17 protein-coding genes are annotated in these 16048 nt (G+C 57.1%); 6 read left to right on the forward strand and 11 right to left on the reverse strand.

What is annotated here, in order from left to right:
* Nucleotides 1–98: 98 nt before the first annotated feature.
* Complete coding sequence (locus tag ACR0K5_RS00445; RefSeq protein ID WP_480627775.1) at nt 99–932, forward strand: ferredoxin--NADP reductase; 834 nt, start codon at nt 99–101, stop codon at nt 930–932.
* Between the two features lie 245 nt (nt 933–1177).
* Nucleotides 1178–1639 carry a translation initiation factor IF-3 gene (gene infC, locus ACR0K5_RS00450; RefSeq protein ID WP_437181686.1) on the forward strand — a complete coding sequence of 154 codons (462 nt, stop codon included), beginning with the start codon at nt 1178–1180 and terminating at the stop codon, nt 1637–1639.
* Nucleotides 1640–1672: 33 nt separating this feature from the next.
* Here infC and ACR0K5_RS00455 read toward each other — a convergent pair whose 3' ends face one another.
* The 3 genes from ACR0K5_RS00455 to ACR0K5_RS00465 form a co-directional block, all read right to left on the reverse strand.
* Nucleotides 1673–2086, reverse strand: coding sequence for a hypothetical protein (locus ACR0K5_RS00455; protein ID WP_480627776.1), 414 nt, complete (start codon nt 2084–2086; stop codon nt 1673–1675).
* Between the two features lie 77 nt (nt 2087–2163).
* Entirely contained in the window at nt 2164–3480 is a 1317-nt protein-coding gene (locus tag ACR0K5_RS00460) for an aspartate aminotransferase family protein (protein ID WP_480627777.1), read from the reverse strand.
* Nucleotides 3477–4250, reverse strand: coding sequence for a beta-keto acid cleavage family enzyme (locus ACR0K5_RS00465; protein ID WP_480627778.1), 774 nt, complete (start codon nt 4248–4250; stop codon nt 3477–3479). Before ACR0K5_RS00465 ends, ACR0K5_RS00460 begins: the two co-directional genes overlap by 4 nt.
* 88 nt (nt 4251–4338) lie before the next feature.
* Between ACR0K5_RS00465 and ACR0K5_RS00470 the strand changes: the two genes are divergently transcribed.
* Nucleotides 4339–5238, forward strand: a complete 900-nt coding sequence (locus ACR0K5_RS00470) for a MurR/RpiR family transcriptional regulator (protein ID WP_480627779.1) — start codon at nt 4339–4341, stop codon at nt 5236–5238.
* 62 nt (nt 5239–5300) lie between these two features.
* Here ACR0K5_RS00470 and ACR0K5_RS00475 read toward each other — a convergent pair whose 3' ends face one another.
* The gene (locus ACR0K5_RS00475; protein WP_480627780.1) at nt 5301–6302 is read right to left on the reverse strand and encodes a molybdopterin-binding protein; all 1002 of its coding nucleotides are present in this window, start codon (nt 6300–6302) and stop codon (nt 5301–5303) included.
* The gene (locus ACR0K5_RS00480; RefSeq protein WP_480627781.1) at nt 6299–7267 is read right to left on the reverse strand and encodes an XdhC family protein; all 969 of its coding nucleotides are present in this window, start codon (nt 7265–7267) and stop codon (nt 6299–6301) included. Before ACR0K5_RS00480 ends, ACR0K5_RS00475 begins: the two co-directional genes overlap by 4 nt.
* A gap of 230 nt (nt 7268–7497) precedes the next feature.
* On the opposite strand from ACR0K5_RS00480, the gene ACR0K5_RS00485 reads away from it, so the two are divergent.
* Nucleotides 7498–7998: a hypothetical protein gene (locus tag ACR0K5_RS00485; protein WP_480627782.1), complete on the forward strand. Its 501-nt coding sequence runs from the start codon at nt 7498–7500 to the stop codon at nt 7996–7998.
* 5 nt (nt 7999–8003) lie between these two features.
* Here ACR0K5_RS00485 and ACR0K5_RS00490 read toward each other — a convergent pair whose 3' ends face one another.
* Nucleotides 8004–9263, reverse strand: a complete 1260-nt coding sequence (locus ACR0K5_RS00490; RefSeq protein ID WP_480627783.1) for a vWA domain-containing protein — start codon at nt 9261–9263, stop codon at nt 8004–8006.
* 56 nt (nt 9264–9319) lie between these two features.
* Complete coding sequence (locus ACR0K5_RS00495) at nt 9320–10228, reverse strand: AAA family ATPase (RefSeq protein ID WP_480627784.1); 909 nt, start codon at nt 10226–10228, stop codon at nt 9320–9322.
* Nucleotides 10229–10390: 162 nt separating this feature from the next.
* Between ACR0K5_RS00495 and pyrC the strand changes: the two genes are divergently transcribed.
* Nucleotides 10391–11428 (forward strand): dihydroorotase, encoded by a 1038-nt coding sequence (pyrC, locus tag ACR0K5_RS00500; protein WP_480627785.1) that lies wholly within the window; start codon nt 10391–10393, stop codon nt 11426–11428.
* On the opposite strand, the gene ACR0K5_RS00505 is transcribed toward pyrC, so the two are convergent.
* Both ACR0K5_RS00505 and ACR0K5_RS00510 read right to left on the reverse strand, forming a co-directional pair.
* Entirely contained in the window at nt 11425–12717 is a 1293-nt protein-coding gene (locus ACR0K5_RS00505; protein WP_480627786.1) for an MmgE/PrpD family protein, read from the reverse strand. The two genes, pyrC and ACR0K5_RS00505, sit on opposite strands and share 4 nt — an antisense overlap.
* 37 nt (nt 12718–12754) lie before the next feature.
* Nucleotides 12755–13201 (reverse strand): type II toxin-antitoxin system RatA family toxin, encoded by a 447-nt coding sequence (locus ACR0K5_RS00510; protein ID WP_480628740.1) that lies wholly within the window; start codon nt 13199–13201, stop codon nt 12755–12757.
* Between the two features lie 72 nt (nt 13202–13273).
* On the opposite strand from ACR0K5_RS00510, the gene hpt reads away from it, so the two are divergent.
* Nucleotides 13274–13816 (forward strand): hypoxanthine phosphoribosyltransferase, encoded by a 543-nt coding sequence (gene hpt / locus ACR0K5_RS00515; protein WP_480627787.1) that lies wholly within the window; start codon nt 13274–13276, stop codon nt 13814–13816.
* 48 nt (nt 13817–13864) lie between these two features.
* Here the strand turns inward: hpt and ACR0K5_RS00520 are convergent, their stop codons facing one another.
* Nucleotides 13865–15007 (reverse strand): amidohydrolase, encoded by a 1143-nt coding sequence (locus tag ACR0K5_RS00520; protein WP_480627788.1) that lies wholly within the window; start codon nt 15005–15007, stop codon nt 13865–13867.
* Nucleotides 15004–15954, reverse strand: coding sequence for a lipoyl synthase (gene lipA / locus ACR0K5_RS00525; protein ID WP_480627789.1), 951 nt, complete (start codon nt 15952–15954; stop codon nt 15004–15006). Before lipA ends, ACR0K5_RS00520 begins: the two co-directional genes overlap by 4 nt.
* Nucleotides 15955–16048 lie beyond the last annotated feature (94 nt).

The raw sequence follows: 16048 nt of genomic DNA on the forward strand, positions 1-16048 counted from the left end.
CGCCAGCTTGTGATACAAAGGGGGCAATCTGTCCCCTTTTCCTGACTTGGATCAAAGATTAAACGGAGATGTCGGTTTAGCAGACCGACAGGTAAACGATGACAGAGATGAAGCCCGTGAGCGAAGCAACTGCCGTAAAGGCCCCCGTCCTGCCGGACGCGCAAACCGTAACTGACGTCAAACACTGGACCGACAGCCTGTTTTCTTTCAAGGTATCGCGCCCCGCCTCGCTGCGCTTCCGCTCGGGTGAGTTCGTTATGATTGGCCTGCTGGGCGACAATGGCAAGCCATTGCTGCGCGCCTATTCGATTGCCTCGCCTTCATGGGACGAAGAACTCGAGTTCTACTCGATCAAGGTTCAGGACGGCCCGCTGACATCGAAACTGCAGCATATCAAGCCCGGCGACCAGATCATCCTGCGCCCCAAGCCGGTTGGCACGCTGGTACATGACGCGCTGCTGCCCGGCAAACGTTTGTGGTTTTTTGCAACAGGCACCGGCTTTGCTCCTTTTGCTTCGTTGCTACGCGAGCCGCAGACCTATGAGGATTACGACGAGGTCATCATCACCCATACCTGCCGCGAAGTGGCCGAACTGGAATATGGCCGCCAGCTGATCGAGAGCATCCGTCAGGATGAAATGCTGGCAGAGCTGATGGGCGAAGGCTTTGCCGACAAGATCCGTTACTATCCGACGACCACCCGGGAAGAGAGCCCTAAGATGGGTCGCATCACAACGCTGCTTCAGGACGGCACGGTATTTGCCGATCTGGGTATCGACGGTGGCATCAAGCCCGAAACCGACCGTGCAATGGTCTGCGGTTCACTGGCTTTCAACCTGGATATCAAGGAAATCCTCGAAAGTTTTGGTCTGCGCGAAGGTGCGAATTCCGAACCCAAGGAATTCGTGATCGAAAAAGCCTTTGTCGGCTAAAGTAACCCTGCGTTCGGGACTTTGCGGTCAAGAACGCAGAAAACTCCGAACAAAAGGCAGTTTTTTCGTAGTTGCCTGTGTTTATGCCGCTTGAAGTGTGGCCCAGCCCGGTTTAAATTCCGGGCTCGAATTTCTGCAATTATCAAAGGAATGAACCCATAGCTCGCAGACCTCACAACGCGCCGCCACAAAGAGATACCGGCCCGCGCGTCAATGATAAGATCCGTGCCCCCGAAATTCGCCTGATTGGCGCCGAAGGTGAAAACGTCGGGGTGGTTCATCCCGCCAAAGCCATGCAGATGGCCGCAGATGCCGGTCTTGATCTGGTTGAGATTTCGCCCAATGCGAACCCACCGGTCTGCAAGATCATGGACTTCGGCAAGTTCAAATACGAGACGCAGAAACGCGAAGCCGAAGCGCGCAAGAAGCAAAAGATCATCGAGGTGAAAGAGGTCAAATTCCGACCCAACACCGATACGCATGACTATGACGTGAAGATGCGCAACGTGTTCAAGTTCCTGGAGAACGGCGACAAGGTCAAAGTTACTCTGCGCTTCCGTGGCCGCGAGATGGCACACCAGAATTTGGGCCGCGAATTGCTGGAGCGGGTCGCTGAAGACGTCAAAGATCTGGGCAAGATCGAAAACATGCCAAAAATGGAAGGCCGTCAGATGATCATGATGATCGGCCCGCTTCCGCAGAAATAACCCGGTCTTTAGACCCTAACGATCAAAGCCCCTTCACTTTAGAAGGGGCTTTTTTGTTTGGTTTGCCCGCTTGCCTCGCAACCAATGGGCCGCATCCCTAAAGTCGAACACCAAAGATATGAGATCGACGATCAGAAGAACCCAAAGAAAGCTCATAAAGGCTGGGTTAATGTCCTCTTCTGACGACAGAAGAAGCGCAACAATGACAACCAGCGGCACCCAGCACAGGATGTGCGGCAAAGCCATCGCACCGCTCATCCCGCGTGCAGCCGCCATGATCGGCACGTTCAGCGCCATGCCAGAAATGGCAAGAAAAGCTATCACTTGCCCCTGTGGCTGATCCAGAAATGCCAGCGGAACCAGGTTGACCGGCACCAGGATGACGGCCACCCAGACCTGCACCCACAGAGGAAGCGCTCGGAAACTGCGCCAAATTTCCAGCACCATGGACTTCGCCCTTTTCTGATACTTCGCCGGCGACACTAACAATTGTGCTACCGGCGAACAGGGCTTTCACGGTAATGTCAGAGCGCTGCTGAAAGCGCGCGGTCCATTTTGCTGACAAGCTCGCCTATCTGGCCTTCTTCAATAATGAAAGGCGGAGCGAGCAGGATATGATCCCCGTTTCGACCATCTCGCGTGCCAGCCATGGGGTAACAGATCAACCCTTCGGCCAGCGCGGCCTTCTTTACTTTTCCAGCAATCCCCAGCGATGGGTCAAATGGTGTCTTGGTCTCACGATCCGCCACCAATTCCACACCCCGGAACAGGCCACGACCCCGCAAATCGCCCACGTTTGGATGCTGTCCGAAAGCGGCCTCCAATGCGGATTGCAGTTTGGTGCCCATAATCCCGGCACGTGCCGGTAATTCGTGTTCTGTTAGCTCACTGACCACCGCAAGTGCCGCAGCCGTGGCGACGGGGTGGCCAATATAAGTGTGTCCATGTTGGAAAAACCCTGACCCATCGCGGAACGCTTCGTAGATTTTTCCGGTGCACAGCATAGCTCCGATCGGTTGATAACCTGCGCCTAACCCCTTGGCGATGCACAGAATATCCGGCGCGATACCGTCATTATCACAGGCGAACAGATGACCGGTGCGCCCCATACCGCACATCACCTCATCCAGAATCAGCAACACGCCGTATTGGTCACAGATTTCGCGAATGCGCTTGAAATACCCATCAACCGCCGGAACCGCGCCAAGGGTTGCGCCGACAACCGGCTCGGCCATGAAGGCCATAACTGTTTCAGGCCCCAGACGCAGAATTTCCGCCTCCAACTCATTGGCGACGCGTTGGCCGTAATCAAAGCTGCTTTCACCCTCAGGTTTCTCAGCGTACTCGTAGCAGGCCGAGATATGTGTCATCTCGATCAGCATCGGAGCGAACTGTGCCCGTCTCCAGGCGTTGCCACCGGCTGACAGGGCCCCCAGCGTGTTGCCATGGTAACTCTGTTGACGAGCGATGACATGACGGCGTTCAGACTGACCAATTTCCAGGAAATACTGGCGTGCCAGCTTGATCGCCGCCTCAGTCGCTTCGGACCCTCCCGAGACGAAATACACCCGGTCCAGATCCCCCGGCGCATGCTGAATCAACAGATCGGCCAGTGCCTCAGCCGGTTCCGAGGTCATGAACCCGGTATGCGCAAAGGCGATCTGTTCCACCTGCTGTTGCACGGCCTGTATTACAGCCGGGTTCGAATGCCCCAGACAGGACACTGCCGCGTCGCCGCAATCCAGATACCGCTTGCCCTTGGCATCGATCAGGTAACAGCCATCTCCACCCGCCGCGATGGGAAGGTCAGATTTCGTGTGGCGCGGGAAAACATGACTCATGCTTCAATCCTCCCAAGAGTTTTAACCAAAGCTGCGACCGAAGCCGCGTTATCCGCCCACGGTGTGCCATCTGGCCCCGTCAAGCTGTTTTCAAATCCGACCCGCACGTCACCACCGCGCCGCGCAGCCTCGGCCAGACAGGCGTGTTCCTGCGCGCCAAAAGCGCACACCATCCAGTTGGACGGGCTGGATGGAAAAACATCGAGGTCCGCAGGCGCAGATTGCTGGCCGTCGCTGTATCGTCCCAGCACAAGCAAGCGGTCTGTCTGATCGGCCTTCACAACGCCTTCGGCCTGCCAGTTTTCCAACAAGTGCACATCTTCCGCATCATAGAGAATGTGCTGAACCCGCGTGCCCTGATCGGCGCACAGCGCATAGACACGAGGCGCGAGATCAGGGTCGCGCGCGATCTCCCTTACTGAAATTGAAGCCCATTCAGGTTGGACCTGTTGAAGGCACTCAATTTGTGCCGGGACATCAAAAACACCCGCTGCTTCGGTGGTAATCTGAATATCCATGCCCGGCACTTTGCGCTGCAGCTCTGACAGCGTTTCGCGATACAATCCAGCGTCCAGTGTATGGTTTCCGTCAGTATCCCGGACATGCAAGTGCATACCGTACGCACCCGCTGCGTGGCAGCCCTGCGCAGTCATGACAATCTGATCCGTCGTAACTGGCAGAGCCGGGTGATCCTTCCTGCCCCGTCGTGCTCCGTTCGGGGCCACCAGAATATACGGTCGGCCAGTGTTATTCGCTGCGTTCGAAGTCATTGCACCCTCTGATTCTCATGCTTTCAGCTAATGTGCTCTATTTCTGTTTTCAATTTACCTCTTAGAAAACATATGTTTTATTTCATGCATGACGCGCACCCTCACAGCCTTGGTTACGCAAATGCGCCGCGAGATCGATGAGATGCCCGCGCAAATGCAGGTCGCCGCAAAGTACGTCATCGATCATCCCGGCGATTTCGCCCTGAACCCGGTCCGAACAACCGCTGATCGGATTGGCATCAGCTCGAACGTTCTGGTCCGGCTAGCGCAGCGCATGGGGTTCGAAAGCTTCGAAGCGTTTCGCCGACCCTTTCGTCAAGCCCTGATAACCGACGGAGAGGACAGGTTTGGACAAAGCTGGTTGGAACACCTTACGGAACAAGGGCAGTTTAGTTCCGCGCAGGCGAGATTTGCCCAGAACGAAATGAATGTCGTGTCCCGATCCCTGCGCCTGATGGCCCCCCATTTGACGGAACGGGCCGTGACGCACATGATTTCGGCGCGGCGCTGTTACGTGACTGCCACGCGGTCCAGCCATGCGCTGGCCTATTACTTTCACTATGCGGGACGCATGGCCCATCCCGGATTTCAGTTGGTCCCCCGCCACATGGGCTCAGCCATCGATGATCTGGTCGAAGCAACAGAAGACGACTGTCTGTTTGCTATTACGGTTCACCCCTATTCTGCCGATACGATACAATCGATGCGTCTTGCCCGTGACAGGTCCATGCGTATCGTATTGTTGTCAGATAGCGAGGTTATAGCGCCCGGAGTAGAACCGGATGTCGTCCTGCCGGTCAGCACCCGAACCTTGCACCCCTTTTCGAGCTTTTCCGGGGCAATGGTCGTTCTGGAGTGCCTGTTGGGACATCTATTTGACGCTGGCGGAGAGGCAGCCAGACAAAGAGTGGGCGCTTATCAGAAAGCGAGGGAAGATACCGGAGCGTACTGGCGGCCTGGCACATTGCCAAAGCTCAGAAAACCATAAACCAGGACCTTCGGAGCGTTGTCCAACACCAGAATTCGATCCATTTCAGGATTGGCAGCGGACTATTCTATACGTTTGGCGCGCGGTTGAGGTCTGGTCGGGATTTCCTTCAGCAGTCCCCCAACACCCATTCCGGCAATATCTGCCCCGGTCGTTTCGATCCCGCAGGCAACCCGTGACAGAACCCAATCCGCCCCGTTCAATGCCGGAGACCGTGCGCACCCGGGCAACCCGATCACGGGTCGATCCTGCATCGCACCCAAAAACAGCAGGTTTCCCGGGTCAACCGGCATACCAAACCGATCCACCTGCCCACCGGCCAGCCGAACGGCTGAAGGTGCAACATCATCAGGGTCCGAGGTCGCAGATCCGGTCAGGATCAACAACAAATCGCCAGAAATCGTGGAAACCGCCTTGGCCAGCGCGTCTGCGCGGTGAGGCACGATTTGCACATCACACAAGTCCAGCCCCAAGGCTTCGGTCCGCCCACGAATGGCGGCGATGCCCTTGTCGTTCGACGGGCCACCGGGGATATCCGTCACGATCAGCCCGGCTGTTTGGTGCACTGGTCTTGCCAGACGAACGGCACCTCGTGCCAGATTGGCAGCACGCTGAACATCTGCCTCAGGTACGGCATAGGAGATGACCTTGATGGTGGCCACCATGCCCTTCGGGCCCATCTGTTGATATTGTGGAACCGTCGCGACCGTGATCATCGAGTTGACCTGGTTGAACATCTCCAGCGCGTCCACATCCAGGACTGCCACGCCCGGTCCATCCGCCAACAGGTTGACCCGGCCCGTGAACGCGTCGGTAACACGCAGGTTGGCCGAAACAGCGTCTGGGGCAAGGGCCGACGCCAAGGCACGTGCGGCTTCGTCTTCGTGACAGTCGCCGGGTTCAAGGCGGGCAACGATTACCTCCCTGATCCCTGCCTGAACCAGCTGGGTCACATGCTCTGCCTGCAGCGACAGACCTTTGCGCAGTTTTTGTCCGTCCGCCGAAACCGAATGCGCCAGAATCGCGCCTTTTGCTTCGGAGACTGCTACCGGGCCAAACTTCATGCCTTACCTCGCAATACGGCTGTCATCTGCGCCAGAATTGCGACGGCTATCTCGGATGGCCCGGCAGCCCCGATATCCAAACCAATAGGCCCGTGAATTCTGGAGATCTGCGCGTCGGTAAAACCAGCCGCCTCCATACGCTCGACTCGTTTGGCATGGGTGCGTGTTGATCCCAAAGCACCAATATAGAACACACCCGCGTCCAACGCGGCTTGCAGCGCCGGATCGTCCAGTTTCGGATCATGGGTCAGCAGGACAATCGCCGTGCGCGCATCCAGCCCGAGTTTTGCCACAGCCTCATCCGGCCAATCCGTCAGGATCGTCTCCCCGGGAAAACGGGCGCTGGAGGCAAAAGCATCGCGCGGATCGATAATGGCCGGATCATATCCCGCAATCCGCGCCATCGGCACCAGTGCCTGCGCGATATGAACCGCTCCGACAACGATCAACCGCAGAGGCGGATTGTGTACCGCCACAAATGTCTGGCCATCTTCTTCGAAACCTGACCGATCCATGCGCAGCCTTTCCGCATAGGCGTTGCGGCGCAAGGCCCTGTGCCCGGTGTCGGTATTGACCTCGTAAGCAATTGGCTCGCGCCCTCCACGGGCTGCAACCAGTTCAGCCAGCATCGGTTCGGGCAAAACCTTACCAACGGGTTCCACAAGCACGCGTATGGTTCCGCCACAGGCCAGCCCAACCGCAAAGGCATCTTCGTCGCTCACCCCGAATTCCAGCAAGCGGGCTTCGCCTTCGTCAATGGCCTCAAGTGCTTCGACGATCACTGCGCCTTCGACACAGCCGCCGGACACAGAACCTTCGATCCGGCCATCGCCGCCGATCACCAGTTGGGACCCAACCCGCCGCGGCGCGCTGCCCCAGGTTTCGACAACAGTGGCAAGCGCAGCACCGCCGCCGTTGCGGTGCCAATTCAGTGCCGTTTCCGGACTGTTGTCGAATCGCTCCATCAGAACCTCCAGACGTCGTCTGTCTTCAACATAGGCAGGAATGGCGTGATGAAAAGCGCAATGCCCCTGCCAAAACGTCTATATTGAACCCTACAAGCCAATGCCAAGGCCGGAACTACATTCAATAAATCATAGCATTGATTGTTAATGGCCCGGGTTTTAGCCTGCGCGGGCAACCGGCCAATGGACCGGACTGCCTATCAAACAAATAATAAATCGGAGACAAGCAGTTGAAACACTTTCTTACACTGGGCGCAGTGGTTGGCCTTTTGACTTCGACCGCGGCGTGGGCTGATACATTCGAACGTTATGGAGAGGTTGAGGGCTGGAAAGTCTTCATTGATAACGAAAAGAAATCCTGCCTGATCGAAGCTGTGGACGATGCCGAAAACGTCGTTCAGATGGGCCTGACCGAAGATCGCGGCGTCGGCTATGTCGGGATTTTCACCAAAGCCGAAACGGACATCAAACGCGGTGAAAAAGAAGAAGTGGCGATCCTGATCGGCGACAACATTTATCTGGGTGAAGCCACGGGTATGAAGGGCAATATCACCAAAGGTTATTCCGGTGGCTACGTTCTGTCGGACAGCCCTCAGTTCGCGGATGATCTGGCCAAGAAAAAAGTCATGGTCGTGTTCCCCGAGACGTCATACGCCTTCACCGTCGACCTGACCGGCACGTACAAAGCCATGGAAATGGCCCGTAAGTGCAACGAGGAACAATTGTCATAAAACAACTAGCCGGAAAGCGCGGCCATCAGCCGTGCTTTCTGCCCCTGATCGTCGGGTTGAGAAATAACTGCGGCCAGATCTTCCAGCGAGGCAATCGAGTGCCCTGCCCTGAAACTGTCCACATGGGGCAGCATCACCGCCACCCCCTGCGCCTTGGGGGCGAACTCATCCCAGCGCAACAGTGGGTTCAGCCAGATCAGGCGTTTGGAGGACAGGTGCAAACGCTCAATCTCTTTCTTCAGGCTCTCCGGGTCCCCCCGCTCCAAACCATCGGTGATCAGCAAAACAACGGCCCCCTGCCCCATGACACGTCTTGACCAGTCTCTGTTGAACTGGTGCAGACAGTCCCCGATGCGCGTGCCCCCTTCCCAATCCTGCGCCTCGGCCCCGGCCGCAGCAAGTGCTGCGTCAACGTCCCGATGATGCAAGTGGCGGGTTATATTGGTCAGGCGTGTGCCAAAGGTGAAGGCATGTACCTTTGCCCAACCCGCACCCTTTGCGTTCGATACCGTGTGCAGGAAATGCAGGATGATACGGCTGTATTGGCTCATCGATCCCGAAATGTCGCAAAGGGCGACTAGATTTGGCCAACGCGGTTTGGGTTGTAGCCGGGCGATATCGCGTAATTCGCCGCCTTGCCGCATGGCGGCGCGCAGGGTGCGGGCGCGGTCTATGCGGTGCCCCAGATGGCTGGCCTGCCCGCGCCGCGACTCAATTGGCTTGACCGGTAATGTCATCCGCGCAAGCACACGTTTGGCCTGCGCAATTTCAGCAGTACTCATTTGCTCGAAGTCCAGATTGCGCAGACGTTCCTCTGACGACGCCGTTTGCGTTGCGTCAATCTCGATTTCGGTTTCGCCTTCGTCTTGCGCGGTCGGGTCGGGGAGGTCCTGCTCTACACCGTCCAACAACGCCTCAGCTGCGCGTTTTTCACCGGCATCCGCTTTTCGCTCCTCCTGAACGCCGCGAATGGCGGGAAGCATCATGGCCATCATGTGTTCCATGTATCGCGGGTCGCGCCAATACATCCGGAAGACTTGTGCGAACACCGTGCGATGTTCCGGCCGGTTCACGAAACAGGCATGCAGGGTCCAGTAAAAATCCCGTTTCTCGGTAAAACCTGCCGCTTGGACGGCGCGAATTGCGTCAATCACGCGCCCCGGGCCGATTGGCAGCCCCGCCTTCCGCAACGCGCGCGCAAAATGTGTGATGTTCTGCGCCAGTTTAGGATTTTCTGGAATTTCCAACAGAAGTTGTTCAGCCATCAACAGTCATGGGGCTCTGCCCTCATACCCCCAGAGTATGTTGAAAGGATGAAGCATCAGGCCGGTTCTAAGTCGGATTTCGCCTCGTCGAGAATGCGTTTGGCCTCAGACCCTTGCAGCTTTTGAATATCGTCCTGATATTTCAGGATAGCACCAAGTGTGTCGCCGATCACTTCCGGGCTGAGGTTCATCACATCCAGCGCCAGCAGGCATTTGGCCCAGTCGATGGTTTCGGCCACTCCGGGTTTCTTGAACAGGTCTTCGGTCCGCAAACGCTGAACAAAAGCCACAACTTCGCGGCTAAGCGCATCGGCAGCCTCGGGCGCGCGCGCGTGAAGAATTTCGATTTCGCGACTGAAATCAGGATAGTCGACCCAATGATATAGGCAGCGGCGCTTGAGAGCGTCATGCACTTCTCGGGTCCGGTTCGAAGTGACAATCACAATGGGTGGTTCGGGCGCTTTAACTGTGCCCAGTTCAGGGATCGTAACCTGAAAATCACTGAGGGCTTCCAGCAAAAACGCTTCGAATGGTTCATCGGTCCGGTCCAGTTCGTCGATCAGTAGTACCGGCGCCCCGTTTTCGTCCGGTCGCATCGCCTGGAGCAAAGGGCGCTCGATCAGATATTCGTCCGAGAACAGTTCAGCCTGCAACGCGCCCCGGTATGCCCCGCCCGAAGCCTCAGCCGTTCGGATCGCGACCATCTGCGCGGGAAAGTTCCATTCGTAAACGGCAGAAGACGCGTCCAAACCTTCGTAGCACTGCAACCGGATCAAACGACGGTTCAGCCCGGATGCCAGCGCCTTTGCGATCTCGGTCTTTCCGACACCTGCTTCACCTTCCAGAAACAACGGGCGCCCAAGTTTCAACGACAGGAACACAACGGTCGCCAAGGCGCGGCCACAGACATAGCCCTGACTTCCCAGCATCTGCTGCACGGCATCGATGGAATTTGGCTGCGTCATGGAATTCCTCTCTTCTTCGCGGACAAACAGGTCACGCAAGCGCCTGTGCGTCAAGGCCTCACCCCCTGTCAGAGCTACGACGTTCCGGTTGGTTGACAAGTTTTTTTGGCAACTCGTACCGGGCTGGTTGGTCTTTCGGGGCAGCTATGCTAGCGGAAGGCCATGACTGATACCCTCACGATCCGCCGCCCCGACGACTGGCATCTGCATCTGCGCGATGGCGCCATGTTGCAGGCCGTCCTGCCCGAAACCGCGCGTCATTTCGCCCGTGCGATTATCATGCCGAACCTCGTGCCGCCTGTTGTGCGCGGCGATCAGGCAGCCGCTTATCGCGACCGCATCTTGGCCGCCTTGCCAGACGGCATGACGTTCGAGCCGCTGATGACCCTGTACCTGACCGAGGATACAGATGCGCAGGACGTCGCAGCTGCCCATGCCAGCGGGCTGATCAAAGCGGTCAAGCTGTACCCGGCTGGGGCCACGACCAATTCGGCCTCGGGCGTGCGTGATTTTGATAAAGTGCGTCCAGTTTTGGAAAAAATGGCTGAGATCGGTCTGCCCATGTGTGTGCATGGTGAGGTGACGGATGCCGAGATCGACATCTTTGATCGCGAGGCCGTGTTCATCGACCGCGTTCTAGATCCGATTCGCAAATCGACACCGGGCCTGCGCGTGGTGATGGAGCATATCACCACGTCGAATGGTGTGGACTATGTCAAAGCCAACGAGACCGATCTGGGCGCAACGATCACGGCGCACCACCTGATCATAAACCGCAACCACATCCTGGTGGGTGGGATCAAGCCTCACTACTATTGCCTTCCGGTCGCCAAGCGCGAAGAACACCGACTGGCCCTTCTGGCTGCCGCGACGTCAGGCGACACACGTTTCTTTTTGGGTACGGACAGTGCTCCGCACACCGATGCGAATAAAGAAATGGCCTGCGGCTGTGCGGGATGCTTCACCGCGACCAATACCATGTCGCTGGTCGCCGAAATGTTCGAGCGGGAAAATGCGCTGGACAAGCTGGAGAGGTTTGTCTCGCTCAACGGGCCGGACTTTTATCGCTTACCGGTCAACGAAGGGACGATTACCCTGACCAAAGGCGATCCGGTGGAGTATCCATCCAAGATCGACTCCGGAGATGGGCCTGTCACTGTGTTTGATCCGGGCTTTCCGCTGCATTGGCGCGTGGCTTAAGCCGACACGCAATTGGCCAAATCACGGGCGCGACCACCGGTGCGCAACATCGACCAGATCGCGTCCGCCTCATCAGCGCCGATCAGTTTAGCCGCCTTGTTGCGTACACGATCCTCGCGATCGGACAGTGACATTGGGGTCATCAAATCATGCGTTGCCTCGCGGCGAATACCGTCGCGACGCAGCAGGGCCAGATGCGCCTGCGTTTCTGACAAACTTTCATCTGCTTCGACCGTGATGCGGTCTCGCAGAGACTTAATGCGAAGGTCTGCGCAGACCTTGTCGGTATAGCTGCCCGGCAAAGCCGTATCATATCCCATCGCCTGCATCGCGATGACTGTACGATAAGAGAATTTAGCCCCCAATCCGGTTGTGGGCGAAAGTTGATTACAAACACTCATCCAGCGGGGATGGGTTTTAATCTTGATCTCGGCCACTTCAGGTTCGGCGATGTCCAGCTCCCGCGCTGCCTCCAGTGCCGCGTGCAAGCCGTGACAACAGGCGTGGAATTTATGACTGACTGTTTCGAACAACCATTCATCACCCAATCCATCCAGCGCGCTTTGATCCGCTGCGCCATGATGGGTCGCCCCAAATCCAAACGGGCCTTCCAACGCATCGGCATTGGCCTGAAACCCGCCATACACCAGCAAGGCCGCCTCGACACCAGCCGAAGCGGCGAGACCCGCATTATAGGGCTTGCCCATAGTCCCGAACTGGGCTTTCAGCCCAGCCGCTCGCGTCGCTGTCAGCCCCAGAACGGACCGCATCTGGTGCGTGTCAAATCCCAACAGCCGCCCTACAGCTACAGCGGCCCCGAAAGCGCCGGATGTTGCTGTCTGGTGAAACCCGGCCTGATAATGGCCTCTGCCCAGCCACAGGCCGACACGGATCGAAGCCTCCATCCCTACCAACGCGGCTTCGAGTAAATCAACCAGAATGCGGTCATCCCACTCGGACACAGCAAGGGCGGCAGGCAGGATGGCAACGGACGGATGCCCAATATGGGCAAAATGAGTGTCGTCGTAATCCAGTGCATGAGACACGGTGCCATTCACCAAAGCTGCGCCGCGCAACGGCGCGGCGCTACCGCCAAAGAGATGGGCCTGAGCGTTCCCGCCCTCGGCCAGAACCATATCGCGAATTATGGTGGACACCGGCTCGGCCGCCCCTGCACGACCAACGGCAATCCAATCCAAAACAGATAGCGACGTGACAATCCGTGCCTGAGTGGTCGTTGAAACCGGGCCAGCCGCGAAGGTGGCCAATGCTGCTGTGAAATCCGTCATGGGCGCAGTCTAGCGCACGCCCTTGCGGGGTAAAGACCTAGTCGTAGAGTTCTTTGGCACGCGCTTCGAAAGCGCGCACAATCCGCTGCATGGCTTCGTTGAATACGACGCCGATAATCCCCTGAAGGATGGCATTCTTGAACTCGAAATCCACATGGAACGAGATGTTGCAGCCCCCATCGGGTGCATCTTCGAAGTGCCAGTCGGACTTCATGTATTTGAAAGGGCCGTCGAGATATTCGGTGTCGATCTTTTTCAGATCCGCAAAAAGGGTCACACGGCTGCCGAACCGTTCGCGGAACACTTTGAACGAGATGACCAGATCGGCCTCCATCACCTCGGCCTCACCAACCACAAACGTCTTTCGGATACGCGCCGCGGCACACCAGGGCAGAAACTTGGGGTAACTGCCCACATCCGCAACAAGATCATACATCTGCTGGGCTGTGTATGGCAGGTGGCGGGTTTCCGAATGGATTGGCATGATGTCCGGTATTTGCAGGTGACAATGGCGCGTCATGTCGTATGTTGCGCGCCAAAGATCAAGGGGGCTGCGATGACTAACCGCGCATATGTGATAGATGAGATGATCTCGGCCAAGGCCATCGCCGCCCGAATCGAGGAATTATGCCGCGAAATTACGGACGAATTCGGCAATACCGACAAGCTGGTCGTCGTGGGCTTGTTGCGCGGAAGTTTTGTTTTCATTGCTGATCTGGTGCGCGAACTGGATTTACCAATCGAAGTGGATTTCCTTGAGGCGTCCTCATACGGCGATTCAATGGAAAGCAGCCGGGAAGTACGTATTCTCAAGGATTTGCGCGGTGCGATTGAAGGTCGTGACGTGCTTGTTGTCGAAGATATTGTCGACACTGGCCACACGCTGAACCACGTGACAAAACTGCTGGAAAGTCGCAAACCGTCTCGCTTGAAGTCCATTGCCCTGCTGGACAAACCCAGCCGTCGCGAAGTTGATTTCCGGTCAGACTGGATTGGCTTTGAAATTCCTGATGAATTCGTCGTGGGTTATGGGATTGACTACGCGCAGCGCAATCGCAACCTGCCGTTTATCGGTAAGGTCAGATTTACCGAGGACTGACAGGTAGTCACAAACGCAAAGAGCAACAGAATAAGGTTCACCCTTTGACTACCCCAAGACCTGCCGCATGGCAGACATGAAGACGTTGATGCCGACGGGGATCAATGCGTCGGGGAAATCGTAGTCCGGGTTGTGCAACTGTGGGTGATCTTTTCCGGCCCCCAACCAGAACATTGCCGTCTTAGCGTTTTTACCAAACTGGCCGAAGTCTTCGGAAAAACGCTGCGGCTGGTCAACTAATGTGCTTGTAACGGCTTGATCGGCGCAGGCCGTTGCCAAAATCGCAACAGCTGCAGGGTCGTTGACGCAGGCTTCGAACACCTCGTCATAGCTGATTTCGACCGACAGCCCCTCGGCCCTCGCTGTTTCTTCAACCAACTTCTCGGCTTCGGCCATAAGACGTTCCATTCGCGCATCCGAGACCGTGCGCAGCGTCACCCACAATTCCGCCAGCCCTGGCGCAACACCTACTGTGCGCTCGCCCAGAGTGGCATGCGTGACCGTGGTCAGAGCGAAATCGTCATCCAGATCACCACCCGCCCCCAATTCGGCCAAAGCCGGCATCAGGCTGGACAAAGCACCTGCTGGTGACACACCGTCTTGCGGGGCAGCGGCGTGTGACGTCTTGCCTGTCAAAACGATTTGCATCCCGCGCGAAGCACAGTTCGCAGGACCTTTACACAGCTCAACGGTGCCCAGCTCCAAACCGGGCAGGTTATGCAGAGATAGCACGATGTCAGGCGAAAGCTCGGCGAATTGAGGATCGGCGCGGTAAGCGATAGCGCCGTGGCCAGTTTCTTCAGCTGGTTGGAATATCAGAACAACGCGGCCCGTTTTCGGGCGCTGTTCTTTCAACGCTTCAGCTACGCCGAGCACCATCACCATGTGGCCGTCGTGACCACACAAATGCCCCTTGCCAGTAATCTGAGACTTATATGGAAGATCCGACAATTCCTGAATAGGCAGGCCATCCAGTTCGCATCGAATGCCAAGTGTGGGTCCGGGTACGCCGCTTTCGTAAACAGCGGCTATCCCGTGCCCGCCCAGGTTGGACAAAACACGGTCTGCCCCCGCTTCGCGCAGAAGATCAGCCACCCGCGCTGCGGTTACGTCCTCCTGACCCGAGAGTTCAGGATGCTGATGCAATTCGTGGCGCAGCCGGGTTAGCCGCGCTATCCGTTCCGGTGTCACGCCTGTTGCAACTTGGCTTGTCGTGCCGCCCGAAGCTGGGCGAAGTCGTCACCCGCGTGATAGGACGACCGGGTCAGAGGCGTCGCAGACACCATCAGGAATCCTTTGCCATACGCCGCTTTTTCGTAAGACGCGAACTCTTCCGGTGTTACGAAACGATCGACACCGTGATGTTTTGGTGTCGGCTGCAGGTATTGGCCGATGGTCAGAAAATCGATATCCGCGGCACGCATATCGTCCATGACCTGACGCACTTGTTGTTCGTCTTCACCCAACCCAACCATGATACCGGATTTGGTGAAGATCGACGGATCAAGCTCCTTCACCCGCTGCAACAGCCGAAGCGAATGGAAATACCGCGCGCCCGGGCGTACCTCAGGGTATAGACCCGGCACGGTTTCCAGATTGTGGTTGAAGACATCCGGTTTCGCTTCGACCACAATCTCCAGGACATCCTCGTCACACTTCAGGAAGTCGGGCGTCAGAATCTCGATGGTGGTCTTAGGAGAACGATGACGCACTGCGCGAATAGTCTGCGCAAAGTGCTCGGCCCCGCCGTCTTGCAGATCGTCACGATCCACCGAAGTGATCACCACATGGTTCAAGCCAAGCTTCTCTACCGCGTGCGCCACCCGACCGGGTTCAAACGCATCAAGATCGTCTGGGCGACCGGTGGCAATGTTGCAGAAGGTGCAGCCGCGCGTACAAATCTCACCCATGATCATCATGGTGGCGTGACCCTGGCTCCAGCATTCGCCGACGTTGGGGCACCCTGCTTCTTCGCAGACAGTGACCAAACTGTTGTCACGCATAATCCGGCGCGTGTCCGCATAGCCTTTGCCACCAGGTGCTTTGACCCTGATCCAGTTCGGTTTCTTGGGCTGTGCATTATCCGGGCGATGCGCTTTTTCCGGATGGCGTTGTTCGGGGATCTTCAGATCTCGCACGGTAGTTTTCCTGACTTTGGGTCAACTCTTGTTACTCATAACATAGACAGAAGCGCAGTGTTACACCAGCGACGCATAGCCGCTATGCACTGTA

This window comes from Ruegeria sp. AB9 (genome assembly GCF_056542585.1).

Coding starts and splice junctions, on each gene's coding strand:
- ACR0K5_RS00465 (WP_480627778.1), bottom strand. CDS start 4,250: ATGACTTCGAACGCAGCGAATAACACTGGCCGACCGTATATTCTGGTG.
- ACR0K5_RS00475 (WP_480627780.1), bottom strand. CDS start 6,302: ATGAAGTTTGGCCCGGTAGCAGTCTCCGAAGCAAAAGGCGCGATTCTG.
- ACR0K5_RS00455 (WP_480627776.1), bottom strand. CDS start 2,086: ATGGTGCTGGAAATTTGGCGCAGTTTCCGAGCGCTTCCTCTGTGGGTG.
- ACR0K5_RS00490 (WP_480627783.1), bottom strand. CDS start 9,263: ATGGCTGAACAACTTCTGTTGGAAATTCCAGAAAATCCTAAACTGGCG.
- ACR0K5_RS00460 (WP_480627777.1), bottom strand. CDS start 3,480: ATGAGTCATGTTTTCCCGCGCCACACGAAATCTGACCTTCCCATCGCG.
- ACR0K5_RS00495 (WP_480627784.1), bottom strand. CDS start 10,228: ATGACGCAGCCAAATTCCATCGATGCCGTGCAGCAGATGCTGGGAAGT.
- pyrC (WP_480627785.1), top strand. CDS start 10,391: ATGACTGATACCCTCACGATCCGCCGCCCCGACGACTGGCATCTGCAT.
- ACR0K5_RS00510 (WP_480628740.1), bottom strand. CDS start 13,201: ATGCCAATCCATTCGGAAACCCGCCACCTGCCATACACAGCCCAGCAG.
- ACR0K5_RS00470 (WP_480627779.1), top strand. CDS start 4,339: ATGACGCGCACCCTCACAGCCTTGGTTACGCAAATGCGCCGCGAGATC.
- ACR0K5_RS00445 (WP_480627775.1), top strand. CDS start 99: ATGACAGAGATGAAGCCCGTGAGCGAAGCAACTGCCGTAAAGGCCCCC.
- ACR0K5_RS00505 (WP_480627786.1), bottom strand. CDS start 12,717: ATGACGGATTTCACAGCAGCATTGGCCACCTTCGCGGCTGGCCCGGTT.
- ACR0K5_RS00480 (WP_480627781.1), bottom strand. CDS start 7,267: ATGGAGCGATTCGACAACAGTCCGGAAACGGCACTGAATTGGCACCGC.
- hpt (WP_480627787.1), top strand. CDS start 13,274: ATGACTAACCGCGCATATGTGATAGATGAGATGATCTCGGCCAAGGCC.